Genomic DNA, 24711 nt, shown 5'->3' with positions numbered 1-24711 from the left:
GGCCGCGAAGGATAGCAAATCGGACCCGCCGCTGGTGACGAGGGCTCAGGCCACGCGCATGACTTCCTCGCCAGTGCCGGTTCGATCTGGCAAGCCATGCAGCGCTATCGTTGGCCACCCCTTCTCCTGGCACTTTCCGGGTGGGTGCTGCTGAACCTCTCCAACTCCATCTATTCGAGTGTCGAGCCACCCGAACTTCTGCGTCAGTTGCAACGTGCGGTCTGGGGCATCGTGGAGTGGTCCGCGATTGTCGCGGTGACGGGTTTTGCCGGTCGCCTTGCGCCTGGCGACAGTCCCGCGCTCAGGTACCTGTCGCAGGCCGTATTTCCGGTCTACATCCTGCACCAGACCGTGATCGTCGCGTTTGCGCACAATCTGAAACCTTTGGGCATTCACCCGGTTATCGAAGCGCCGCTGTTGATTGTTGGAACCTTCGCGGCCTGCTTTGCGGGATACGAGCTGGTGCGCCGAATCCGCTTGATGCGGCCACTGTTCGGACTGAAGGGTTTGCCTCGAAAGAAGAGCAGCGGTGTCGTTCAGGCAGCTTCCACATGACGCAGGATCAGCTGCAGCGATTCCCGGCCATTCCATTCGTTGACATCGAGTTGATAGGCGGCGCGGAATTGCTGCGGCGGGATCGCACCGGGATCCACATTGAAGTGCATGGCCTCCACGAGATGGTCGGCGCCACTCGGACGAAGCGTCATGCGCCAATGCTTGCCGCCCACCAGGCGCCACGAGTGCAGCTCGAAGTCGTTGTCGAAGAGCGGTTCGCTGAAGCCCTGACCCCAGGGCCCGGCGTAGCGCAACTCGGTAGCCAGCTCGAGGCTGAAATCTCCGGCATCCAGCTCGCCGTCGGTCAGCACGACGGGCTCGAACAACTCGGCCGCAGCGCGGGAGCGGACCACGCTGTCAAAGACTTCGGCAAAGCGCGGTACATCGGATCGATCAAGGGTCAGGCCGGCTGCCATGGCATGGCCGCCGAAGCGGACAATCAGACCAGGGCAGCGTACGTCCACTTCTGCGAGGATGTCGCGCACGTGAATGCCGCGAATCGAACGCGCAGAGCAGCGCACTTCATTGCCGCCCTCCAGCGCAGGTGCGCAGGCCACGACCGGCCGATGCAATCGATCCTTCAGCTTCGATGCGACCAGACCGACCACGCCGGCATGCCAGTCATCCTCGAACAGGGTCAGGCCCAGCGGCAAGGCCGACCGGCCCTGCGCCGCAATCCACCGCGACACCGCCGCTTCAGCCTGTTCGACCATGCTTGTCTGCAACTCGCGGCGTTCGGCGTTGATTGCGGACAGGCGTTCCGCGTGACCTTGTGCCGTGGCCGGATCGTCGGTGAGCAGGCATTCGATACCGAGGGCCATGTCTTCCAGCCGTCCCGCTGCGTTGATTCGCGGCGCTGCCGCGAATCCGAGGTCGCTGGGCACCAGGGTCGCCGTTGCACGCCCGGCACTGCGCAGCAAGGCATTGATTCCGGCACAGGCCTGGCCTGAACGGATCCGGCGCAAACCGGCTTGCACAAGCACCCGGTTGTTGAAGTCCAGCGGTACCAGGTCAGCAACCGTTCCCAGTGCGACCAGGTCGAGCAGCACGCTCAGGTCCGGCTCGGGAAGTTCGCGTTCGGCAAACCAGTCGATCTCGCGCAGATGCGCACGCAACGCAACCAGGACGCAAAAGATCACGCCCACTCCAGCCAGCGCCTTGCTCGCGAATGCATCGTCCGCGAGATTCGGATTGACGATGGCGTTGGCGGCAGGCAGCTCGGGACCTGGCAAGTGATGATCGGTCACCAGCACATCGATACCACGCTCGCGGGCGGCACGCACACCGGCGATGCTGGCTATACCGTTGTCTACGGTAATGATCAGATCCGGAGAAGGTTCAACCAGGGTCTCGACCAGTTCGCGGCTGAGCCCATAGCCATGCAGGAATCGATTCGGCACGCGATATCCAACCTGCCTCGCGCCGAGCAGGCGCAGACCGCGCACCGCGACCGCAGTTCCGGTTGCGCCGTCGCAATCGAAATCACCGACTACGACGATCCGCTTTTCATGCCGCATCGCGTCAGCCAGCAATTCGCAGGCAACAGTCATACCGCCCAGCGAAGCGGGGGGCGCCATGTGCGCCAGTCGGTGTTCCACCTGCTCGCTGCTGCAGATGCCGCGAGCGGCATAGACACGTCGCAGCACGGGGTGCATCTGTGCCGGCCATGCTGCTGTCGACGCAGTCGGCGTTCTGCGCCGGATTGCGGAGTTTGCGGTCATGCCAGATCGCTGGTCCGCCGCCAGAAACGCAAGCGGTGGCTGGGCCTGAAACGAAGACGCTCGCCCGAGGCGAACAGCAGGCTGACCGAGCTGCATTCACCGCTGCGCATCATGGCATCGAGCACGGCAAAGCCGTTTTCCTCGAGGCTGTCGGCGCGCAACTCGAAAAGGTCGATGAGGACACGGCGACCGCTTCCTTCGACCTGCTTTATGCCCGATACGATTCCGGTTGAGAGTGGAGCGCGTGTGACAGAGGCGAGATCAGCCAATGATTGCAGCTCGGCGCGATCGCTGATGAGCAAAGTCAGATCGCTGCGCACCCAATCGGGCAGACGGCCTCCACCCCAGAACCACAGACTGTTGACTGCAACCGCACCGATCCGCGCACGCTCCGCGTTGACCGGATGGTTGTGCAGGATGATCTGTGCCTCGTTGAACAGCTGGCGCCACTGCTTGCCAGCCGAACCTTCGGGCAGATGCAGCTTGAGGTCGTCTCCCAATGCCTCGTCGGGTGTCGCCGCCGATGGCAGCTGCACGCCGCTCGACGCACGCACGTACCAGCGCTGCGGCAGCCTCGCATCAAACTCGAATCCGGCATCGCCGAACAACGGCTTGAGCTCGCGGGAAATGCTTGCGCAATCGGCCAGCGACAAACCGAGTTCGCCGCAGGCCAGCATGCGAGCAGTCGCCATGTCGGCTCGTACATGGGCGGGATCAGCGCGAAGCCAGGCAGAACCGGCCGCATCGCCCGCATCATGCTGGCGTGTCAGCGCCGCGGTTGGCATCGACTTTCCGGGCCACTGAAAGACCGAACGAACGGCTTCGACTTCACCCGGGCTGACAGGCGCAGCGCGATCGCCCAGTCGCCACCATCGCGCAAGCGTGCCCCGAGCCACTCGCACAGACGCCATGCAGCGCCTCCAGTCCGGCAGCAGCAGCAAGACCTCAGTCATGCATGGGCATGGTCAGGAAACGCCAATGGCTTGCCCGCTTCGTGCATGCGTCAGGTGATATAGCGAACGCCAACGATCTCGTAGTTTCGAGTGCCATTCGGTGCCTGGAACTCGAAGCTGTCACCTTCATTCTTTCCGATCAATGCCCGTGCAAAGGGTGAGGATATCGAGATCAGCTTCTGCTTGATGTCGGCCTCGAGATCGCCAACGATCTGGTAGGTGACTTCTTCGCCGGTGTCTTCGTCCGCGAGGTCAACGGTCGCTCCGAACACGATCTTGCTGCCGGCGTTGAGCTTTGAAATGTCGATCACGTCGGCGTAGCTCAGGGCGGCCTCGAGCTCCTTGATGCGGCCCTCGGTAAAACCCTGCATTTCGCGCGCCGCGTGATACTCGGCGTTCTCCTTGAGATCGCCGTGCGCACGTGCTTCCGCGATGGCATGGATGATGCGCGGCCGATCCACGGACTTGAGTCGATCAAGTTCCGCACGCAAGCGATCCGCACCCTTTTGTGTCATTGGCGCTCGATTCATGCGGTCAATTCCCTGTGCAATTCCTGAAGGCTGTTGACCTCACCGCTCTCGCGGAAATCCAGAGAGTGAAGCAAGGCTTTTGCTCCGGAGATGGTAGTCGAATACGTGACGCGTTGCTGCAAGGCCTGGCGCCGGATGGAGAACGAATCCGCAATCGCCTGCTTGCCTTCGGTGGTATTGACGATGAACACGATTTCCCGATTCTTGATCAGGTCGACAATATGCGGCCGCCCTTCAATGACCTTGTTGATACGTTCGCAGACGATGCCACGTTCGCTCAGGTAGGAGCAGGTACCACTGGTGGCCACAAGACCGAAGCCACGGCGCAACAGCTCCTCGGCGATCGAGACAAGCCGACTCTTGTCCGATTCGCGCACGGAAAGGAAGGCCTTTCCGATAGCGGGCGGTTCGATGCCAGCAGCCTCATGGGCGCGTGCGAATGCTTCACCGAAAGTACGGCCTACGCCCATGACTTCGCCGGTCGAGCGCATTTCCGGGCCAAGAATGGGGTCCACGTTCTGGAACTTGAGGAACGGAAAAATCGCTTCCTTGACGGAAAAATACTTCGGCACCATTTCCGCGCTCACACCCTGATCCGGCAGCGAACGTCCGACCATGCAGCGTGCGGCAATCTTGGCCAGCGGAACACCCGTGGCCTTGGAAACGAATGGCACGGTACGCGAGGCACGTGGATTGACTTCGAGAACGAAGATGGAATCACCCTGGATCGCGAACTGGGTGTTCATGAGACCAACCACCTTCAGTTCCCGCGCCATCTGGCTGACCTGAAAGCGCAGGCGATCCTGAAGCTCCGCACTCAGCGAGTACGGTGGCAGCGAACAGGACGAATCGCCCGAATGCACGCCTGCCTCCTCGATATGCTCCATCACGCCGCCAATCAGGACATTGCCCTCGGCATCGGCGACCAGGTCGACGTCGATTTCGGTGGCGTGATCGAGAAAGCGATCGAGCAGAACCGGCGACTCGTTCGAAACCTTCACCGCATCGCGGATGTAGCGCGCCAGGTCTTCGTCATCGTGCACAACCTCCATGGCACGTCCACCGAGCACGTAGCTGGGCCGGACCACGAGCGGGTAGCCGATCTCGCGGGCGAGCGCAATGGCTTCGTCGGCATTGCGCGCGGTGCGATTCGGGGGCTGGGCAAGACCCAGCTTGTTGATCATCTTCTGGAAGCGCTCGCGGTCCTCTGCCAGGTCGATCGAATCCGGCGAGGTTCCGATGATCGGTGCGCCAGCCGCTTCAAGCGCCCGGGCAAGCTTCAGCGGCGTTTGTCCGCCGTACTGGACAATAACGCCCTTGGGCTTTTCCTTGTCGATGATCTCCAGCACATCCTCGAGCGTCAGTGGCTCGAAGTAGAGGCGATCGGAGGTGTCGTAGTCGGTCGAAACGGTCTCCGGATTGCAGTTGACCATGATCGTTTCGAAGCCGTCCTCGCGCAATGCAAGCGCCGCATGCACGCAACAATAGTCGAACTCGATACCCTGGCCGATGCGATTCGGACCACCACCGAGCACGATGATCTTGTCTCGCGTGGTGGGTTCGGCCTCGCATTCCTCTTCATAGGTGGAGTACATGTAGGCGGTCGTCGTGGCGAACTCGGCCGCGCAGGAATCGACACGCTTGTAGACCGGACGCACGTTGAAGGCACGGCGCAGGTGACGCACGGCATTCTCGTCGGTGTCGAGCAATTCGGCGAGCCGCGAGTCGGAAAATCCCTTGCGCTTGAGCGCGCGCATGCGATCTGCGTCAATCGCGGCCAAACCATTCTTGGCAATACTGGCTTCGATCTGGATCAGCTCTTCGATCTGGGCCAGGAACCAGGGATCGACGTGAGTCAGGCCGAACATGTCCTTTTGCGACAGTCCGGCGCGGAAACCATCACCGATATACAGAATTCGGTCCGGTCCCGGCTGACGCAACTCGCGCTTGAGCGTGGTCATGCCGACTTCGGTACTGTAGTCGATTTCTTGCGGGCTAAGCCCGTTGTTGCCCGTCTCCAGACCGCGCAACGCCTTCTGCAACGACTCCTGGAATGTGCGTCCGATTGCCATGACTTCGCCAACTGATTTCATCTGCGTGGTCAGGCGCGAATCTGCGGCAGGAAATTTCTCGAACGCGAAACGCGGGATCTTGGTCACGACATAGTCGATGGAGGGCTCGAACGAAGCCGGCGTGAGGCCACCGGTAATTTCGTTGCGCAGTTCATCGAGGGTGTAGCCGATCGCCAGCTTCGCCGCGATCTTGGCAATCGGAAAACCAGTCGCCTTGGAAGCCAGGGCGGATGATCGGGATACGCGCGGATTCATTTCGATGACAACGACGCGACCGTCCTCGGCATTGATGCCGAACTGGACGTTGGAGCCGCCGGTGTCGACGCCAATCTTGCGAAGCACGGCGATCGATGCGTCGCGAAGTCGCTGGTACTCCTTGTCGGTGAGGGTCTGCGCCGGTGCCACCGTGATCGAGTCGCCGGTGTGAACACCCATCGGATCGAAATTCTCGATGGAGCAGACGATGATGCAGTTGTCCGCGGTGTCGCGCACCACTTCCATCTCGAATTCCTTCCAGCCGAGCACGGATTCCTCGATCAGCACTTCGTTGACTGGCGACAGATCGAGTCCGCGCTTGACGATCTCCTCGAATTCCTCGCGGTTGTAGGCGATGCCGCCGCCGGATCCACCCAGGGTGAAGCTGGGACGGATGATGGTCGGATAACCCACCTTGAGCTGGGCCTCGAGGGCATGCTCAAAGCTGCGCACGACCTCGGCCTTCGGACACTCGAGCCCGATGTCAGCCATGGCCACACGGAACAGTTCGCGATCTTCGGCCATGCGAATGGCCTCGCGCGATGCACCGATCAGCTCGACACCATGCTTTTCGAGAATGCCCTTGTCGGCCAGATCCAGCGCGCAGTTCAGCGCGGTCTGCCCACCCATGGTCGGCAACAGCGCATCGGGCTTTTCCTTGGCGATGATCTTTTCGACCATGCGCGCATTGATCGGCTCGATGTAGACCACGTCCGCAGTTTCCGGATCGGTCATGATCGTGGCCGGATTCGAGTTGATCAGTACAACCCGATAGCCTTCTGCCTTGAGGGCCTTGCACGCTTGCGCACCGGAATAGTCGAACTCGCAGGCCTGGCCAATGACGATGGGCCCTGCACCAATGACGAGGACAGTGCGGAGATCAGTTCTTTTTGGCACCAGTTTCGCCTTTGTCCGGGGATTCTTCGTTGAGGAACAAGGGGTCGGCTGGCGGAATCTCGATCAGGATCTTGCGGATCGTATCGCGCGGCACCGACAACTCGATTGAGCCGTTCTCGGGACCCAGCTGAAGCGTCAGGGTCACGTTGGTATAGCGCGTCAACCCGCCGCTGCGCGTCGTGCCATTGGTGGTATTGATGACCAGCTTGGCACCAATCTTGTCTTCCAGTGCCGTGTATTCGATTTCGCGCAGACTGGATGCGTTTGCGGTAGCGGACTTGCCTGCCTTGGTGGCGGCCGCAGGTGCGGCCAGGCTACTCGCCGACGAAAAACCAAGCACGGCGAAGGGAAGTAAGAGACACACCAGTTTTTGTGGAATTCTCATGCGTTTATGCCGCGGCTGTCGCACGCGCCTCCATCAGCTGAATGAAACGATCAAACAACGGGGCCACATCGTGTGGGCCGGGACTGGCTTCGGGATGGCCCTGAAATCCGAATGCGGGTCCGTCAGTCAGTTCAATGCCTTGCAATGAACCATCGAACAACGAGCGATGCGTTGTCCGAAGTCGGGATGGCAGACTCGATTCGTCTACACAGAAGCCGTGGTTCTGGCTGGATATCATGACTCGCCCGGTATCCAGATCCACCACAGGATGGTTGGCTCCGTGATGGCCGAATTTCATCTTGGCGCTTTTGGCACCCGCAGCCAGCCCCAGCAGCTGATGCCCGAGGCAGATGCCAAACAGCGGCATGCGCCTTTCCATGAGCTCGCGAATGGCGGCGATGGCGTAGTCGCAGGGCTCCGGATCGCCGGGCCCATTGGATAGGAAAACCCCATCCGGATTCATGTCGAGAACCTCGGCAGCCGGCGTCGTGGCGGGCACGACAAGGACTTCGCAGGCGCGATCGGTGAGCATGCGCAAGATGTTGTGCTTGACGCCGAAATCATAGGCAACGACACGAAAACGTGGCTTTGGGGGATGCGACGGCTTGCCGTCCAGATCGTGGACGGCGTGGCCCCAGTCATAGGCTCGCTTCGTGGAAACCACCTTGGCAAGGTCCATTCCCGACAATCCCGGAAACGCCCGCGCCTGGGCCAGCGCAAGGTCTGCATCGAGGTTGTCACCAGCGAGGATGCAGCCAGCCTGGGCGCCGCTTTGTCGCAGTATGCGCGTCAATCGGCGCGTATCGATGTCGGCGATCGCCACGATCCCGTTGCGCTTGAGGTAGGCATCGAGGGATTCCTCACTACGCCAGCTGCTGGCGAGTAGTGGCAGATCGCGAATGACGAGCCCGGCGGCGTGCACCTGATCCGATTCCACATCCACCGCATTGCAGCCGGTGTTACCGATATGCGGATAAGTCAGGGTGACGATCTGCTGCGCGTAGGAGGGATCGGTCAGGATTTCCTGATAACCGGTCATTGCCGTATTGAATACGACTTCTCCGGTGCTGCTGCCGTCGACGCCGATCGAGCGACCACGAAACTGGCTACCGTCGGCGAGGGCAAGAATGGCTGGTCGGGTCATGCTTTCGCCTGGGTAGTGGCCCTCGTCGCGAAGTCGGATTGGATCCGGGTGCGACGAAACCCGCGGGCTGGGTCGGCCAGTCCGTGGTTGGGGCGGATTCAAGTGGGGTCAAGGCGAGGCGGAATGATAGGCATCGCCCGTCTCCCTGTCCACCTCCGCAAGCGCACGCAATAGGGACCTGTCGCGAACCAATGGCGCTAGAATCGCGTCTCATTGCCCATCATGCGGTCCCGCAGCCCGTGCAAATGCTGAATACCGAGAGCTTGAATCGTGACGATACCGTGGTTCTGCACGAGCCGTTTTCGTTCCTGGCAGCGAGTGGGCAACTGCCTGATTCCGCGCAAGGCATGCTGGATTCCGATTTCCCGCGCTATGCGAGTGCGGGGTTCTTCCCCTATGAACCCGCTGATTGCGGAGCTTCAATCAACCAGCTGGTTGACGAGCTGACCGGGCCTGCATTTTCCAACGCGATAGGCGCACGCCTGGGCATTGAAGGACTCGGCAACTTCCCCACCCTGATCACGATCTGTCGCACCCTCAACAAGCGACACGGGACCATCCATACCGACAGCCAGTCGAAGATCGCAACGGCATTGATCTACCTGAATGAATCCTGGCCCGAGACCAGCGACGGTTGCCTCAGGTTTCTCAGGCGCGCCGACAGTATCGATGACATGGTCATTCCCGAGATAAGGCCTGTTTACGGCAACCTCGTCGCATTTCGGCGCAGCAGCAATTCGTACCATGGCCATTTGCCCTACGAAGGAGAACGGCGGGTTATCCAGGTGGCATGGCTGCTGAATGAAGACGAAAAGCTGCGCAAGACCCGTCGTGGCAAGTTTTCCAGACTGTTCAAGAAGTTGTTTGGAGCGATAGACCGTAGAATTGGCGCTCGGCGCAAGAACAACGCGTCCCACCTCGACTGAACCCGGCAACCCGATGAAAATGAGACGACTGCTTCTGCTACCCGTGGCGATCCTGGTTCTGGCACAGCCGATCCAGGCACGCCAGGGAGAAGCGCCCTACAGCATCGGCGCTACAGCCAAGCGTGGCATCCAGGTGCCTCAAGTATTCCTGCCGGCTATCGACAGCGCTGCTGCGCGCGCTGCATACGACGCACGAATGCGCGACGCGACACATGCAAGAACCAAGAGAATGGCCATCGCCGAAGGCAACCCGGTCGAGTTGGGTCCCGACACGGACGGTATCTGGCAGACGCTGGAAGATGGCTCTTCACTCTGGCGGCTTCGAGTGCAGGTTCCTGGTGCGACCGACCTGCACCTGAGCTTTGATCGCTATGCCCTGCCTGAGGGAGCTGCGCTTTGGGTCATCGGCGCGGATGACTACTACGAGGGCCCGTATACGGCAGAGGATGCATCGCCGCTATCCATTCCCATGGTTCCCGGTGAAGCTGCAACGATCGAGTTACGGCTTGCGGCGGGTTCGCAGATCGGCCCTGGCGAACTGACGCTTACCGATGTCGGTGCCGGGTTCCGCAACATGTTCGAAGTCGAGCCGCGCCTGGGCATTCCCGGCAATTCCGGGCCCTGCAACATCAATGTGGCCTGCCCTCTTGGCGAACCCTACACGGCCGAGCAGCGTGCGATCGCCTACTACGAGTTTCGCGCAGATGATGACGGTCTCACTTATGTCTGCACGGCGACCCTGATGTCGGACGTGCCCGCGGATCGGAAAAACTACGTACTGACCGCAGCGCATTGCCTGTCCACACAGACCGAGGCTGCAAGCATGCGGATGTACTGGAACTACCGTTCCACCACCTGTGCGGGCAACAGCGGCATTTCCTTCACCCAGAACCAGACCGGCACGACCCTGCGCGCCACCCGTGCCGATGCGGATTTCACCCTGGTCGAGCTGAACCAGGCGCCGGATCCTTCCTGGAACCTGTTCCACGCCGGCTGGGATGCGACCAATATTGCCCCTTCCGGCAGCATCGGCATCCATCACCCCAGCCAGGATTCACTCAAGATCAACAACAGTCCGGTCGCGCCGAGAACGATGAACAACTGCATCAGTACAGGGGGCGGCAGCTTCAACACCCACTGGCGCACCGGTCCCTATGATCAGGGCACCACGGAAGGCGGTTCGTCCGGATCCGGACTCTGGATCCCGTCCAGCTCGCCTGGCGGCAGCGGCCGGCGCCTGATTGGCGTGCTGTCCGGCGGTACGGCTGCATGCATGGGCACGGTTCCGGACAACGGCTGGGATTGCTACGGCAAGTTCTCGGCCGGATGGGATGGCCCATCTGCGTCGAGCCGCTTGCGCGACTGGCTGGATCCGGCAGGAACCGGCGCACTGAGTATTGCCGGTATCGACCACAATACCCCGACCCCGGTGGATCAGGAAGCCGAAGGCAGTCTGGCCGTGCGCATCGCAGCCGGGTTGCAGGCACGCCCGCTGAGGCTGCAGGGCCGTGGCATCGGCACGCATCCGCGTCCGTACGGTACGCAGTCCCAGCAGCACTGATCCGGGCGTTATCGGCGGGCGAGTCCGAGCACGTCCCCAACCTGGTGCAGGCCGGCCGGCTTGCCGACGATCCAGCGCGCGCCTGCCAGCGCACCGCGGGCAAACAGGTCACGATCACCGGCCCGATGAATCAGTTCCAGGCGTTCGCCACTGCCGGCCAGACGCACCTCGTGCTCACCAATGATGTCGCCGGCGCGGGAGACCGAATAGCCGATTGCACCCGGAGCGCGCTTTCCTGACCGATCGATCCTGGCAGGGTCGTTCGGTCTGCCGCGAGAAGCATTGACGCGCTCGCCGAGCGTAAGGGCGGTGCCGGAGGGCGCATCCGTCTTGAGGCGATGATGGGCCTCGATGATCTCGCAGTCCCAATCGGGCAGCAGGCTGGCCGCCTGTGCGGCAAGATGCGCCAGCACCGCCACGCCCAGACTGAAGTTCGCAGCCCACAGTACCGGGATCTTCGAAGCCGCCGCCGCCATGGCGGCTTGCTGGGCATCGCTGAGTCCCGTGGAACCGCTGACCAGCGGAAGCCTTCGCTGCACGGCCAGGTCCAGCGCGGCATTGAAACCGGCAGTGCCGGAAAAATCGAGGACGGCATCCGCGCCTGTCCCAGCGTCGACGACTGTCGCGTAGTTCGCGGCGACAGCGTTTCCAGCATCGTCCTTTCGCTCGCGAACGACCGCGACCGCCACTTCGAATCCAGAGTTCTCCGAGGCAATCCTCAGCACTGCCTGGCCCATGCGCCCGGCGGCACCGAAGACAATCAATCTGATGGGTTCGTTCATGCCTGAAACCTTGCCTGACCGCTGTTCGTCATGCAGGGTAAACCGTAGCTGGCGCGTTGCGCCATGCCGGTCAGGAAGTCACGCGGTCCCAGAACTGCTTGACCCCGTCCAGCCAGCTACGGTTTCGCGGCGAATGGGTCTGGGCCTTGTCGCCATCAAACGTGGCTTCAAACTCCTCCAGCAACTCGCGCTGACGGCTGGTCAACTTGACCGGGGTCTCAAGCACGACCCGACACAGGAGATCGCCGGTGTGACCACTGCGCACGGACTTGACGCCCTTGCCGCGCAGGCGGAACAACTTGCCGGTCTGGGTTTCCGGTGGAATCGAAATCCTTGCTTCACCGCCCAGGGTGGGCACTTCGAGCTCGGCTCCCAGGGTTGCCTGGGCGAACCGGATGGGCACCTCGCAATAGAGATCATCCGCTTCGCGCGTAAAGATGGCGTGCTCGCGCACACGCACCTCGACATAGAGATCGCCCGGAACCGTACCTGCTGGGCCGGCTTCGCCCTGCCCGGTCAGCCGGATGCGATCGCCGTTGTCGACTCCGGCCGGAATCTTGACTTCAAGGGTGCGTTCATCGTTGACCCGACCTTCGCCGTGGCAACTGCGACACGGGTTGGCCACCGTCTTGCCGGTCCCGGCGCAATGCGGACAGGTTTGCTGGACCGAGAAAATACCGTTCTGCATGCGCACGCGGCCATGTCCTCGGCAGGTATCGCAGGTTGAAGTCTTGCCATCCTCGGAGCCGCTGCCCTGGCAGTGTTCACAGGCAACCAGGGTGGGTACCTCGATGTGCTTCTCGACGCCGAACACGGCTTCTTCGAGATCGAGCTCAAGAAGATAGCGAAGATCCGACCCGCGCCGGGGACGCCCGCGACCGTTGCCGCCCATGCCGAAGATGTCGCTGAAGATATCGCCGAAGATGTCGCCGACATCTCCGTTGAAACCACCATTGCCCCGGCCACCCATGCCGTTCTCGAAGGCGGCATGGCCGTATTGATCGTACGCCGCACGCTTACGGCCGTCGGCCAGGACTTCATAGGCTTCCTTGGCTTCCTTGAATCGCTCCTGTGCTTCGGGATCGTCCGGGCAACGATCGGGATGGCACTTCATCGCGAGGCGGCGAAAGGATTTCTTGATCGCCTCGTCCGAGGCAGTGCGCTCGACCGAAAGGACTTCGTAGTAGCAACGTTTACTGGTCATGGTGGAAGCGAAAACCGGCATCGATAGGGCGTTGACACGTGAAAGGCGAAACGACGAACCGTGCTTCGGCTCTGGCCATCGTTTCGCCCGTTCTCACACGACTTACTTCTTGTCGTCGTCTTTCACTTCCGTGAATTCGGCATCGACCACGTCATCCGGCTGCGAGGCTCCGCCCTGCGACTCACCAGTTGCACCCGCTTGGGCGCCCGCCGCGGCGGCTGCCTGCAGCGCCTGGGAGACTTCCTCGACGCGGGAAATCTTTGCCTCGATCTGCGCCTTGTCGTCACCCTTCATGGCCTTGTCGAGATCGGCCAGAGCTTCCTCGATGCTGCCAAGCTGCTCGCCCGGCACGTTGGCGCCATGTTCCTTGAGCGCGGCGCGGGTCGCGTGGACCAGCTGATCCGCCTTGTTGCGCGTGGTGACCAGCTCCTGGAAGCGCTTGTCTTCCTCACGATTGGCCTCCGCATCGTTGACCATGCGCTGGACCTCTTCATCCGACAAGCCGGAACCGGCCTTGATCTCGACGCGCTGCTCCTTGCCGGTCTTCTTGTCCTTGGCCGACACATGCAGGATGCCGTTGGCATCGATGTCGAAAGTGACTTCCACCTGCGGCATGCCACGCGGAGCCGGATCGATGTCGGTCAGATCGAACTTTGCCAGCGACTTGTTGAAGCGGGCCTGTTCGCGCTCGCCCTGCAGCACATGCACGGTCACCGCATTCTGGTTGTCCTCGGCGGTCGAGAACACCTGACTGGCCTTGGTCGGGATGGTCGTGTTCTTCTCGATCAGCTTGGTGAATACGCCGCCCAGGGTCTCGATACCGAGCGACAGCGGAGTCACGTCGAGCAGGAGCACGTCCTTGACCGTACCGGACAGCACACCGCCCTGGACTGCCGCACCAATCGCGACCGCCTCATCGGGGTTGACGTCCTTGCGCGGCTCCTTGCCAAAGAAATCCTTGACCGCTTCCTGCACCTTGGGCATGCGCGTCTGGCCACCGACGAGGATGACTTCAGCGATGTCCGAAACCTTGATGCCGGCGTCGGAAATCGCCATGCGGCACGGCTCGATGGTGCGCTTGATCAAGTCTTCGACCAGCGACTCGAGCTTGGACCGGGTCAGGCGCATTTCCAGATGCACGCCTTCGTTGTTGACCTGAGTGATGAACGGCTCGTTGATGTCCGTCTGCTGGCGCGAGCTGAGCTCGATCTTGGCGCGCTCGGCAGCCGAACGCACGCGCTGCAGCTGGATTGGATTCTTGCTCAGATCCACGCCATGTTGCTTCTCGAACTCGTCGATGATGTAGTCGATGATGCGCTTGTCGAAATCCTCACCGCCGAGGAAGGTGTCGCCGTTGGTCGCGAGCACTTCGAACTGCTTTTCGCCATCCACTTCGGCAATCTCGATGATCGAGATATCGAAGGTGCCGCCACCGAGGTCATAGACCGCAATCTTGCGATCGCCGCCCTTCTTGTCCAGACCATAGGCCAGCGCGGCCGCGGTCGGCTCGTTGATGATGCGCTTGACCTCGAGACCGGCAATGCGGCCGGCATCCTTGGTCGCCTGACGCTGACTGTCATTGAAGTAGGCGGGAACGGTGATGACCGCTTCTGTCACCGGTTCACCGAGATAGTCCTCGGCCGTCTTCTTCATCTTCATCAGGACCTGCGCGGAAACCTCCGGCGGCGCCATCTTCTTGCCGTTGGCCGTCTCGACCCAGGCATCGCCATTGTCGTGGGCGATGATCTTGTATGGCACCAGATCGATGTCCTTCTTCACTTCGGCGTCCGTGAACTTGCGTCCAATCAGGCGCTTGACCGCCGAGAACGTGTTCTTCGGATTGGTCACTGCACCACGACGCGCCGTGGCACCGACCAGGACTTCGCCGTCCTTGAATGCCACGACCGAGGGTGTGGTGCGATCGCCTTCGGAATTCTCAATGACGCGGACGGTCCCGCCTTCCATGACCGCGACGCACGAGTTGGTCGTGCCGAGGTCGATACCGATGATCTTGCCCATTTGTTTCTCTCCCGAAATATCTTGTTCGGCCGCTACGGCCACTGGCGCAAAATTTGGGGGTCAACCGCCCCGTTTCAAGCGCTCATGTTGCAAATTGACCAACCCGGCCGCGGAATCATTCCGGTGCCTGGGCCACGTTGACCAGCGCAGGTCGCAACAGGCGCTCATTGAGCATGTAGCCCTTCTGCAGCACCGCTACCACCTGATTCGGCTCGTGCTCGGCGCTGTCAACCATGCTCATGGCCTGATGCCGCTCCGGATCGAAGGTTTCACCAGCCGGGTCGATGATGACCAGACCATGCGTCGTGGCCACGCGCAGCAGTTCCTTCAGGGTCAGTTCGACGCCCGCACGCATGCCGGCCGAATCGCCCTTGTCCGCGCCGAGGCCGCGCTCGAGGTGATCAATGACAGGCAGCAAGTCTGCCAGCAGCTTTTCGTTGGCGAATTTCCGCGCCTGATCGAGGTCGCGCTGCAGGCGCTTGCGCTGGTTGTCGATCTCCGCACGCTCGCGCAGGACCAGTTCGCGCATCTCGCCCAGCTTGACCTCGTATTCGGCCAACAGGCCGGTCATGGCCTCGTCACCCGTTTCCACGGTCGACTGGTCGTCCGCCGAATTGTCCACCGGTTCGTTGGCCGGATCCTTGTTTTCCATCTCGCCTCCAGAAACCATGGCGACCAGGCTCCAAGCGCCCGGTCCGTCTTCAGATTGATCAATGCGCCAGGCGCAACAATGACCCACGCTCCCGGCAGGATCGGGGAATGTGCGCGCCAGAAGTGACGTCCCGCCTACCCTATGGGGGCGTCGTTGGCCGGTTCAAGGCACCGGAAATCAACTGAGCCGTGGCTGAGACCACCGGAATAACCCTTTCGTAGGCCATGCGGGTAGGTCCGATCACGCCCAGCACGCCGAGCACGCGGTTGCCGACGCCGTAGGGGGCAGTCACCAGGGAATAGCCGCCAAGGGCCGGAAAGCCGGATTCCTCGCCGATGAAGAGGCGCACGCCCTTGGCTCGGGAGCAGCGCTCCAGCAGCTGGAGAAGGTCACGCTTGCGCTGAAAGGCGTCGAACAGATCGCGAAGACGGTCGACTTCCGACAACTCGTGCACGCCCATCAGATTGGTCTGCCCGCTGACCAGCATGTCGTTGTCGTCCGGCGACTGGAACGCCTGCTCCGCCACTTCGACCGCAGATGCCAGCATCCGGTTGAGTCGCGCGCCCTCCTCCTGAATTTCACGCAACAGACGCTTGCGGATCTCGTCCAGCCTCATGCCCGCGTAGTTCTTGTTCAGGAAATTCGCCGTCTGCTCCAGTTCGCTCGGCGAAAAAGGTTGCTGGGTTTCGATGACGCGGTTCTGCACCTGGCCGTCCGTGAACACCAGGATCACCAGCAGGCGATTGCCGTCGAGGGCGACGAAATCGATGTGCCGGAAAGGAAATTCGTCGTGTTTCGGCACGCTGACCACGCCGACGAACCGGGTCAGTTCGGAAAGCAGGGAGCTGGCGCTTCCAAGCAAGGCGGGGGTGGCGGCGCCGGTCGGCAGTTCCCGGCGCAGCTGCTCGACCTGGGGTTCACCGAGCGGGCGCATCTCGAGCAGGCTGTCGACGAACATCCGATAGCCCTGCGCCGTCGGGATGCGTCCCGCCGACGTGTGGGGCGCAGCAACCAGACCGGCGTCTTCGAGGTCGGACATGATGTTGCGAATGGTCGCCGGGCTGACATCGAGGCCCGAAGACTTGGCCAGAGTCCGCGATCCCACCGGCTGGCCATCCGCAATGTATTGGGCGATCAGGGTTCGCAGCAGGGAGCGCGAACGTGCATCTAGTGAGTCGGGGTGGCCGGAGTAGCTCATTTCGTGAGCATACACAGCAGCGCCGGGCAGGCAATAGCGAAGTTTGCAGCCTGCAGTCTTCACCTCTAGAGACATAGCGGTCTCATTCCGTGCTTCCAGACTTGCGACAATGCCCGCTGGCCCGGAAACTTGAACCGGGATTTATCGGGACGCATGCATGCTCCGTTCGTTGTTCGTAAAGGATTTCGCCATCGTCGGCGAGGCGGAAATTGCCTTTGACACAGGCTTGACCGTTGTCACCGGAGAAACCGGCGCCGGCAAGTCGCTGCTGGTGGACGCACTGCTGATGCTGTCCGGCAATCGCGCCGACGCAGGTCTCGTGCGTCATGGCAGAGAACGCGCCGAACTCTCGGCCGAGTTCGATCTCGCCGGCCGCGCGGATCTGCTGGAGTGGCTGCGCGAGGCCGAACTCGATGACGAAGATGCTTGCCAGCTGCGCAGGGTGATCCGCAGCGAAGGCAGCTCGCGCGCCTGGATCAACGGCCGACCGGTCACCCTCACCCAGCTGAAGGCTCTGGGCGACCGACTGATCGAGATCCACGGCCAACACGAGCACCAGGCGCTGCTGGACCGAGCCCAGCAGCTGGCCTTGCTCGACGCCTATGGCGCGCATTCCGAGGCGCTGAACCTGGTGCAGACTCTGGCCGCTTCCTGGCGCAGGGTCATGGCGCGCATCCGGCAACTCTCCGGTGGCCAGGATCATGCCGAACGCATCGACTGGCTGTCGCATCAGGTCGAGGAACTCTCCCTGCATGCACTCACTGCCGAAGACCTGCAGTCACTCGAGGAAACACACAAGCGTCTGGCCAATTCAGGCCAGCTGCTGCAGGGCTGTGCTGGCCTGGCAGAACTCCTGGACGGCGAAAGCGAGTTCAGTCTGTCGCGTCTGGTCAGCCGCGCACACGGGGAAAGCCAGCGCCTTGCGGCGCTCGATCCGGCACTCGCATCCCTGACCGAACTGCTCGACGCCGCGCGCATTCATGTCGACGAATCGGGCGACAGCCTGACCCGCTACCAGGATTCGCTCGAACTGGATCCGGAGCGGATGGCGGAAATGGATGCCCAACTCGGCAAGCTGCACGAGCTGTCGCGCAAACATCGCGTGTCGATGGAAGAACTCCTGCCCAAACGCGACGAGTTGCAGGAAGAACTCGACTCCCTGCGCAACGCCAGTACCGATCTCGACACGCTGGAACGCGAACGCATCGCCCTGATCGAACAGTATGCGAAGGCCGCCAAGGCTCTGAGTGCAGCACGAAAGACTGCGGCGAAACGGCTCGGCCAATCCGTCGCCGAGCTGCTAGCTGATCTCGGCATGGCCGGCGGTCGATTCGAAGTCGAGCTGGAGTCGCTGCCACCCGGGGATCCCAACGTCCAGGGTACCGAGCGCTGCGAATTCATGGTCAGCGCCAATCCTGGCCAACCGGTTCGCGCCTTGCGCAAGGTGGCCTCCGGCGGTGAACTGTCCCGCATCAGTCTCGCCATCGAAGTGGCGGCGCTTGGCATGGATGACGTCGGCACCATGGTCTTTGACGAGGTCGATTCCGGAATTGGCGGCGCCGTCGCCGAAGTCGTGGGCCAGAAATTGCGTCGCCTCGGCAGCCAGCGCCAAGTGCTCTGCGTCACTCATCTGGCCCAGGTCGCCGCCCAGGGCCACGCCCACTTGCGCGTCAGCAAGGCCAGCGGCGCCGACGCGACCGAAACTCGTATCCACCAGCTTGACGAAGAGGCCCGCCGCGAAGAACTTGCCCGCATGCTCGGCGGCATCGAGATCACCCGGGAAACACTGGCACACGCCAGGCAGATGTTGCAGCTTGCGCAGGCAGTTGATTGATCGCTGCGGTTCCGGGAATCCACCTGAGTTTTCATAAATCCCTTCTCCGCCAGATACAAAAAACCCCCAAGTGGGGCTCCAAGGTGAGCGTTTCGGTTGCCTGCCGCGGGGATTGCTCGGCCCGTCCCTGGGCCTCACCCTTGCGCTTCGCGCTGCGGGCCAGCCGTTCGGCTGTCCAAATTCGTTCCGGACGAATTTGTCACTGCGCAGGCAGGATGCCGAAGCGAACATCGCCAACGGCGATGGCCCGAAGGGCGTAGAGCGGGACGCCCGGAGTCAACCCGGAGGTTTCGTCCACTCCTCTCTCCGCCAGATACAAAAAAAGCCCCTCGAGGGGCTTTTTTTGTATCTGGCGGAGAGAGAGGGATTCGAACCCTCGATAGAGTTTTTGACCCTATACTCCCTTAGCAGGGGAGCGCCTTCGACCACTCGGCCATCTCTCCGATCTTGTTTCCCGACTGTCAGACTTGGCCGGCAGGCTTGTCCACCGGATTCGGCGGGACGCGAAGGATACCCGGCAAGCTCCATGCGGTAAAGCGTCAGGAATCCTCGGACATCTCACCGGACGGTTGACCAGGAGTCTCTTCACGCTTGATGCGCTGGTAGATTTCCTCGCGATGTACGGAAACATCCTTTGGGGCATTGATGCCAATACGCACCTGATTGCCCTTAACACCAAGAACGGTAACGGTTACTTCGTCGCCTATCATCAGGGTTTCCCCGACTCGGCGGGTCAAAATCAACATGTTTGTCTACTCCTTGAAGCGCTCTCGTCGATCCGGCTTGGCTACCAGTCGCGCGTACTCCGCACGCAATCCGGCGTCATGTCCGGGGACCAAGACCAGCCTCCCTAGCTGACCTCGCGGCTCGTTCCCCCCAGTTTTCGCAGCCGTACCCTGCAGGGACACTCCGTTTCGGAATCGAAAAAAGTGCCACAGACAGGACAGTGCCGATACTAAGCGATGCCGTCGTTAGGGCGCAATGCAAGCGACGTTCCCGCACGCTGCAAACGCCACCAGCAGCATGGATGCGCATGCCGAAAAATGCTGTCAGGCAAGCTTGTCGGCGATCCATTGCGGCAAGTCGGCCAGGGCAATCGCCAGCGCCGGAGAATCAACGCCTCCGCCCTGGGCCATGTCCGGTCGCCCGCCGCCCTTGCCGTCGATGGCCCTGGCTACATGGGCAACCACATCGCCGGCCTTGATTCGGCCCAGGGCGCTGCCAGCCACGCTGCCGACAAGCGATACCTTTCCGTCTGCGCCAGCGGCGAGCAGGATGACGCAATCGCCGAGTTTCGGCTTGATCGCGTCGATGCCTTCGCGCAGGGCCTTGGCATCCAGTCCGTCGACGCGCACGGCCAGCACCTTGATTCCGGCGACATCCACAGCCTGGTCCGCAAGATCCGCGGTTGCAGCACTCGCAGCGCGCGCCTTGAAGGATTCCAGCTCGCGCTCCAGCTTCTTCTGGCGATCGAGAACCTGACGCAGCTTGTCGACCACTTCGCCGCCTTGTGCCGAAAGCAGGCTGCCGATTTCGTGCAGACGCAATTCCTCCTCGACCACATGCGCGACCGCCGCAGCGCCAGTCACCGCTTCGATACGGCGGATGCCCGAGGCGACACCACCCTCGCTGAGGATCTTGAACAGACCGATATCTCCAGTACGTGCGACATGCGTGCCGCCACAGAGCTCGGTCGAGAATTCACCCATGCGCAATACGCGAACCTCGTCGCCGTACTTTTCGCCGAACAGGGCCATCGCACCGAATTCGATCGCCTCGTCATAGCCCATGTGGCGAATCTCCGCTTCGGAATTGCTGCGGATTTCGGCGTTGACCATGTCCTCGATCCGGCGCAACTCGTCGGCTCCGGTTGGCTGGAAATGGGAGAAGTCGAAACGCAGACGATCGGGCGCAACCAGCGAGCCCTTTTGCGTGACGTGTTCGCCGAGCACCTTGCGCAAGGCTGCATGCAGCAGGTGCGTCGCCGAGTGATTGAGCACGATCGACTTGCGTCGCTCGACGTCCACGCTGGCGTCCATGACCGTATCGGGTTTGAGCACCGCCGATCCCTGCCAGCGTCCAACGTGGCCGTGAAAGGCTCCGCCCAGCTTGATCGTGTCGTTGACCAGGAACCGACCCTCGGCGCTGGTCAGTTCGCCGCAATCGCCGACCTGCCCGCCTGATTCGGCATAGAACGGAGTACGGTCGAGGATGACAGTAGCTTCCTCTCCGCTTGCCAGCGAATCGAGCCGACGCCCGCCTCGGACAATGGCAAGCACGCGTCCGCCGGATGATCGAGTCGTTTCGTATCCGGTAAAGCTAGTGGGTGGCAACGAGCTGGCCAGCTCGGCGGGCAGTTGTCCCTTCGATTCGAAGCTGCTTGCGGCACGGGCACGCTCGCGCTGCTCGTTCATGGCCTTCTCGAACCCCGGCATGTCGACCGACATTCCGCGCTCGCGCGCGATATCAGCAGTCAGGTCGACCGGAAAACCGTAGGTGTCATAGAGCTTGAAAACATCCACTCCGGGTATCACGGAGGAAGACCGGGTTGCTACCTCCTCGAACACCTTCATGCCGTGCTCCAGGGTTTCTCCGAAGCGCTCTTCCTCGGCCTTGAGTGCTCTTTCGATGAATTCCTGCTTCGCAGCCAGTTCCGGGTAGGCACTCCCCATCTGCTCGACCAGAGGCCCGAGCATCTTCCAGAAGAAGTCGCCACGAACGCCCAGCATCCAGCCGTGACGCAGGGCGCGTCGGATGATCCGCCGCAACACGTAGCCGCGCCCTTCGTTGGATGGCAACACGCCATCGACGATCAGGAAGGCGCAGGCGCGTACGTGATCGGCGATTACGCGCAAGGACTTGTTTTCCAGATCGGCCGTGGCGGTCAGCTCGCCAGCGGCCTTGATCAGGTGCTGGAAGAGGTCGATTTCGTAGTTGCTGTGCACGCTCTGCAGGATCGCGGCAAGGCGTTCCAGACCCATGCCCGTATCCACGCATTGGGCAGGCAAGTCCGACAGGCTGCCATCTTCGGCGCGATCGAACTGCATGAAGACGAGATTCCAGATCTCGATGTAGCGATCACCGTCCTCGTCGGGTGAGCCGGGCGGACCCCCCGGAATATGCGGACCGTGGTCGTAGAAGATCTCGGAACACGGGCCGCATGGGCCAGTGTCGGCCATCTGCCAGAAGTTGTCCGACGCGAATGGCGCACCCTTGTTGTCGCCAATGCGGACGATACGATCGGCCGGGATTCCGACTTCATCCTTCCAGATCGCGTAGGCCTCGTCGTCGGTCTGGTAGACCGTGACCAGCAGGCGCTCCTTCGGCAATTTCCAGACTTCGGTCAGCAACTCCCAGGCCCAGAGGATCGCCTCGCGCTTGAAGTAATCGCCGAACGACCAGTTGCCGAGCATCTCGAAAAACGTATGGTGGCGTGCGGTGTAGCCGACCTGGTCGAGATCGTTGTGCTTGCCGCCTGCACGCAGGCATCGCTGCACATCGACGACGCGTGCGCTCGGCGGCCTCTCGCTGCCAAGGAAGGCGTTCTTGAACGGCACCATGCCCGAGTTCGTGAACATCAGGGTCGGGTCGCTGGATGGCACCAGGGACGCCGAAGGCACCACCATGTGGCCCCTGGAACGAAAGAATTCGAGGAATTCGGAACGGATTTCGGCGCTGGTCTTCATCTATCAGTTCAATCCGGAAGTGCGGACACGCCAATGAACGTCCACAGCACGGTTCTCAGTCGAACTCGTCACCTGGATCGCCGATTTCGGCGCGCGTAAGGGCGCTTACTGTGGAGGCATCGAAGCCACGACGCAAGAGAAAGGCCGCGCGCTTGCTGCGTTCCTTCATGTCGGCGGGAGGATTGCGGCCATAGTGGCGAAGCAGTTGGCGCTCGGCCAGGTCGCGCCAGTCGCACTCGAGACCGGCAATGGCGGCAGCGATTACCGCATCGCCAATGGCATTTGACTTCAATTCCGCCGAAATGCGCCGGGGCCCGTAGCCATTGGCGGCCCGCGAGCGCGCCAGCAGCTCGGCAAAACGCTCGTCACTCTGATACTTCTGCGCCTTCAGCGCATCGATGGCTTCGCCGGTTTCCGCATCGGAGTAGCCGCTACGCGACAGCTTGGCCTTGAGCTCTCGCTCGGACTGCTCGCGTCGCACCAGAAGACCCAGGGCCTTGTTGTAGGCACTGGGCTTTTCTGCTCTGGATTTCGCGGAGGCCTTGCGACTCACGTCCCGTTCGGAAGCCCTTTTGCTCAGGCTTCTTCGACTTCCACGGCCGGCAGCGGCGAGTTGCCGAGCTTGACCAGCAGCTTGTCGCGCAGCGCCTTGTCGATCTGGTCGGCCAATTCCGGATGCTCCTTGAGGAACTGGCGGACATTGTCCTTGCCCTGGCCGATACGGTCGCCGTTGTAGCTGTACCAGGCACCGGATTTCTCGACGAGATTGTGCAGCACGCCGAGGTCGATCAGTTCGCCCTCGCGCGACGTACCCTCGCCGTAAAGGATCTCGAATTCGGCCTGCCTGAACGGCGGGGCGACCTTGTTCTTGACGACCTTGACCCGGGTTTCCGAGCCGATCACTTCGTCGCCGCGCTTGACTGCGCCAATACGACGGATATCGAGGCGGACCGATGCGTAGAACTTCAGCGCATTGCCGCCGGTGGTCGTTTCGGGGCTGCCGAACATGACGCCGATCTTCATGCGAATCTGGTTGATGAAAATGACCAGACATCCTGATTTCTTTATGTTTGCTGTCAGTTTCCTCAAGGCCTGACTCATCAGTCGCGCCTGCAGACCGACATGGGTATCGCCCATCTCGCCTTCGATTTCGGCCTTGGGCGTGAGTGCAGCGACCGAATCGACCACAACCACATCGACCGCATTGGAGCGCACCAGCATGTCCGCGATCTCAAGCGCCTGTTCGCCGGTATCGGGCTGGGATACCAGGAGGTCGTCCACCTTGACCCCCAGTTTTTCCGCATAGGACGGATCCAGTGCGTGCTCGGCATCGACGAATGCAGCGGTTCCGCCCGCTTTCTGGCAGGCCGCAATGACTTGCAGGGTCAGCGTGGTCTTGCCGGAGGACTCCGGGCCATAGATCTCGACGACGCGTCCGGTCGGCAATCCACCAATGCCCAGCGCGATGTCCAGGGTAAGCGAGCCGGTGGAAATGGTCGGGATCGCCTCGTTGACGCGATCACCCATGCGCATGACCGCGCCCTTGCCGAACTGCTTCTCGATCTGGCTCAACGCGGAGGAGAGCGCCTTGCGCTTGTTGTCGTCCATCAGGGATTCCTTGGTAGTCACGGATTGCGAGACTGCAGGCAGTTCATCTCAGAAGCTGAGAACCATGGGCCGGCAGCCCGTCTGTCTTCGATTATTTCACACGGGGCCGCAGACGGAAGAGGAGATTTCCGACTCAGCTTGTAAGAATTCGCCGCACGCCCTCCAGGGCAGCGCCGACAGTCTGCCGACGAACCGCTTCGCGGTCGCCCTCAAAATGGAACTGCTCGGATTTTGCATAGCCGCCGCGCCGTTTCCAGCCGATCCAGACTGTCCCGACCGGCTTGCCTGGAGCATCGCCACCCGGGCCGGCGATGCCGGTCACCGCCACGGCCACGCCGGCGCCATAGCGGGCCAATGCACCGGATACCATCTCGACGACGGTTTCCTGACTGACCGCACCGGTCCGCTCCAGGGTTTGCGGCTGGACGCCGAGCAAGGCTTCCTTGGCTTCGTAGCTGTAGGCAACGACCCCGCACTCGAACCAGGTGGAGCTGCCGGGAATATCGGTCAGGACCTTGGAAATCCAGCCACCCGTGCACGATTCTGCCGCGACGATGGTCTGGCCATGCGAAATCAGCAATTCCGCGATGGTATTGCCCAGGGCGAACAGTTGCGCATCGTCCGTCGATTGCGATGTCATTGACGTGAATCTCCGCCGGTTGCAGGGTCTCGGCCCGGATCCTGATCATACGCGATGCCTTTGCAACCGGTACGCGAGGCCGGGCCAAC

20 protein-coding genes and 1 tRNA gene are annotated in these 24711 nt (G+C 61.8%); 4 read left to right on the top strand and 17 right to left on the bottom strand.

All coding sequences use genetic code 11. The features are described from left to right. Positions 1 to 18: 18 nt before the first annotated feature. Positions 19 to 555 carry an acyltransferase family protein gene (locus tag R3F00_RS11630; protein ID WP_371281983.1) on the top strand — a complete coding sequence of 179 codons (537 nt, stop codon included), beginning with the start codon at positions 19 to 21 and terminating at the stop codon, positions 553 to 555. Here the strand turns inward: R3F00_RS11630 and recJ are convergent. The 6 genes from recJ to carA form a co-directional block, all read right to left on the bottom strand. Next, positions 537 to 2210 carry a single-stranded-DNA-specific exonuclease RecJ gene (gene recJ, locus R3F00_RS11625; protein WP_371281963.1) on the bottom strand — a complete coding sequence of 558 codons (1674 nt, stop codon included), beginning with the start codon at positions 2208 to 2210 and terminating at the stop codon, positions 537 to 539. The genes R3F00_RS11630 and recJ overlap by 19 nt on opposite strands. A gap of 62 nt (positions 2211 to 2272) precedes the next feature. Further along, entirely contained in the window at positions 2273 to 3187 is a 915-nt protein-coding gene (locus tag R3F00_RS11620) for a phosphoglycerate mutase (RefSeq protein ID WP_371281962.1), read from the bottom strand. Between the two features lie 92 nt (positions 3188 to 3279). Continuing rightward, positions 3280 to 3759 carry a transcription elongation factor GreA gene (greA, locus tag R3F00_RS11615; protein ID WP_371281961.1) on the bottom strand — a complete coding sequence of 160 codons (480 nt, stop codon included), beginning with the start codon at positions 3757 to 3759 and terminating at the stop codon, positions 3280 to 3282. Then, a complete protein-coding gene (gene carB / locus R3F00_RS11610; RefSeq protein WP_371281960.1) occupies positions 3756 to 6983 on the bottom strand; it encodes a carbamoyl-phosphate synthase large subunit in 3228 nt (1075 codons plus the stop codon). The genes greA and carB overlap by 4 nt, the downstream gene beginning before the upstream one ends. Next, positions 6967 to 7368 carry a hypothetical protein gene (locus tag R3F00_RS11605; protein ID WP_371281959.1) on the bottom strand — a complete coding sequence of 134 codons (402 nt, stop codon included), beginning with the start codon at positions 7366 to 7368 and terminating at the stop codon, positions 6967 to 6969. Before R3F00_RS11605 ends, carB begins: the two co-directional genes overlap by 17 nt. 4 nt (positions 7369 to 7372) lie before the next feature. Further along, complete coding sequence (carA, locus tag R3F00_RS11600; RefSeq protein ID WP_371281958.1) at positions 7373 to 8512, bottom strand: glutamine-hydrolyzing carbamoyl-phosphate synthase small subunit; 1140 nt, start codon at positions 8510 to 8512, stop codon at positions 7373 to 7375. A 245-nt stretch (positions 8513 to 8757) separates the two neighbouring features. On the opposite strand from carA, the gene R3F00_RS11595 reads away from it, so the two are divergent. Together R3F00_RS11595 and R3F00_RS11590 are read left to right on the top strand one after the other, a co-directional pair. Further along, entirely contained in the window at positions 8758 to 9438 is a 681-nt protein-coding gene (locus R3F00_RS11595) for a 2OG-Fe(II) oxygenase (protein WP_371281957.1), read from the top strand. Between the two features lie 19 nt (positions 9439 to 9457). Further along, a complete protein-coding gene (locus R3F00_RS11590) occupies positions 9458 to 10999 on the top strand; it encodes a serine protease (protein WP_371281956.1) in 1542 nt (513 codons plus the stop codon). Positions 11000 to 11007: 8 nt separating this feature from the next. Here the strand turns inward: R3F00_RS11590 and dapB are convergent, their stop codons facing one another. The 5 genes from dapB to hrcA all read right to left on the bottom strand — a co-directional run bounded on the left by dapB (position 11008) and on the right by hrcA (position 16854). Beyond that, positions 11008 to 11781 (bottom strand): 4-hydroxy-tetrahydrodipicolinate reductase, encoded by a 774-nt coding sequence (dapB, locus tag R3F00_RS11585; RefSeq protein WP_371281955.1) that lies wholly within the window; start codon positions 11779 to 11781, stop codon positions 11008 to 11010. Positions 11782 to 11851: 70 nt separating this feature from the next. Further along, a complete protein-coding gene (gene dnaJ / locus R3F00_RS11580; RefSeq protein ID WP_371281954.1) occupies positions 11852 to 12985 on the bottom strand; it encodes a molecular chaperone DnaJ in 1134 nt (377 codons plus the stop codon). A gap of 102 nt (positions 12986 to 13087) precedes the next feature. Beyond that, positions 13088 to 15004 carry a molecular chaperone DnaK gene (gene dnaK, locus R3F00_RS11575; RefSeq protein ID WP_371281953.1) on the bottom strand — a complete coding sequence of 639 codons (1917 nt, stop codon included), beginning with the start codon at positions 15002 to 15004 and terminating at the stop codon, positions 13088 to 13090. Positions 15005 to 15119: 115 nt separating this feature from the next. Beyond that, positions 15120 to 15656, bottom strand: coding sequence for a nucleotide exchange factor GrpE (gene grpE / locus R3F00_RS11570; RefSeq protein ID WP_371281952.1), 537 nt, complete (start codon positions 15654 to 15656; stop codon positions 15120 to 15122). 139 nt (positions 15657 to 15795) lie between these two features. Then, positions 15796 to 16854: a heat-inducible transcriptional repressor HrcA gene (gene hrcA, locus R3F00_RS11565; protein ID WP_371281951.1), complete on the bottom strand. Its 1059-nt coding sequence runs from the start codon at positions 16852 to 16854 to the stop codon at positions 15796 to 15798. Between the two features lie 157 nt (positions 16855 to 17011). On the opposite strand from hrcA, the gene recN reads away from it, so the two are divergent. Next, complete coding sequence (gene recN / locus R3F00_RS11560; RefSeq protein WP_371281950.1) at positions 17012 to 18688, top strand: DNA repair protein RecN; 1677 nt, start codon at positions 17012 to 17014, stop codon at positions 18686 to 18688. 350 nt (positions 18689 to 19038) lie between these two features. Here the strand turns inward: recN and R3F00_RS11555 are convergent. The 6 genes from R3F00_RS11555 to R3F00_RS11530 all read right to left on the bottom strand — a co-directional run bounded on the left by R3F00_RS11555 (position 19039) and on the right by R3F00_RS11530 (position 24622). Then, a tRNA-Ser gene (locus R3F00_RS11555) sits at positions 19039 to 19131 on the bottom strand. Positions 19132 to 19227: 96 nt separating this feature from the next. Continuing rightward, complete coding sequence (gene csrA, locus R3F00_RS11550; RefSeq protein ID WP_371281949.1) at positions 19228 to 19434, bottom strand: carbon storage regulator CsrA; 207 nt, start codon at positions 19432 to 19434, stop codon at positions 19228 to 19230. A 303-nt stretch (positions 19435 to 19737) separates the two neighbouring features. Next, positions 19738 to 22374, bottom strand: a complete 2637-nt coding sequence (gene alaS, locus R3F00_RS11545; RefSeq protein WP_371281948.1) for an alanine--tRNA ligase — start codon at positions 22372 to 22374, stop codon at positions 19738 to 19740. Between the two features lie 55 nt (positions 22375 to 22429). Continuing rightward, positions 22430 to 22927, bottom strand: a complete 498-nt coding sequence (locus R3F00_RS11540; protein WP_371281947.1) for a regulatory protein RecX — start codon at positions 22925 to 22927, stop codon at positions 22430 to 22432. Positions 22928 to 22950: 23 nt separating this feature from the next. Beyond that, positions 22951 to 23982, bottom strand: a complete 1032-nt coding sequence (gene recA / locus R3F00_RS11535; RefSeq protein WP_371281946.1) for a recombinase RecA — start codon at positions 23980 to 23982, stop codon at positions 22951 to 22953. A gap of 133 nt (positions 23983 to 24115) precedes the next feature. Further along, on the bottom strand, positions 24116 to 24622 hold the full coding sequence (locus R3F00_RS11530) for a CinA family protein (RefSeq protein WP_371281945.1): 507 nt from the start codon (positions 24620 to 24622) through the stop codon (positions 24116 to 24118). Positions 24623 to 24711 lie beyond the last annotated feature (89 nt).

Source organism: Dokdonella sp., from assembly GCF_041395345.1.
In the GTDB taxonomy this organism is placed as follows: domain Bacteria; phylum Pseudomonadota; class Gammaproteobacteria; order Xanthomonadales; family Rhodanobacteraceae; genus Dokdonella.
The sequence above is the reverse complement of the archived record's forward strand: the minus strand, read 5'-3'. Positions and strand labels throughout refer to the sequence as shown.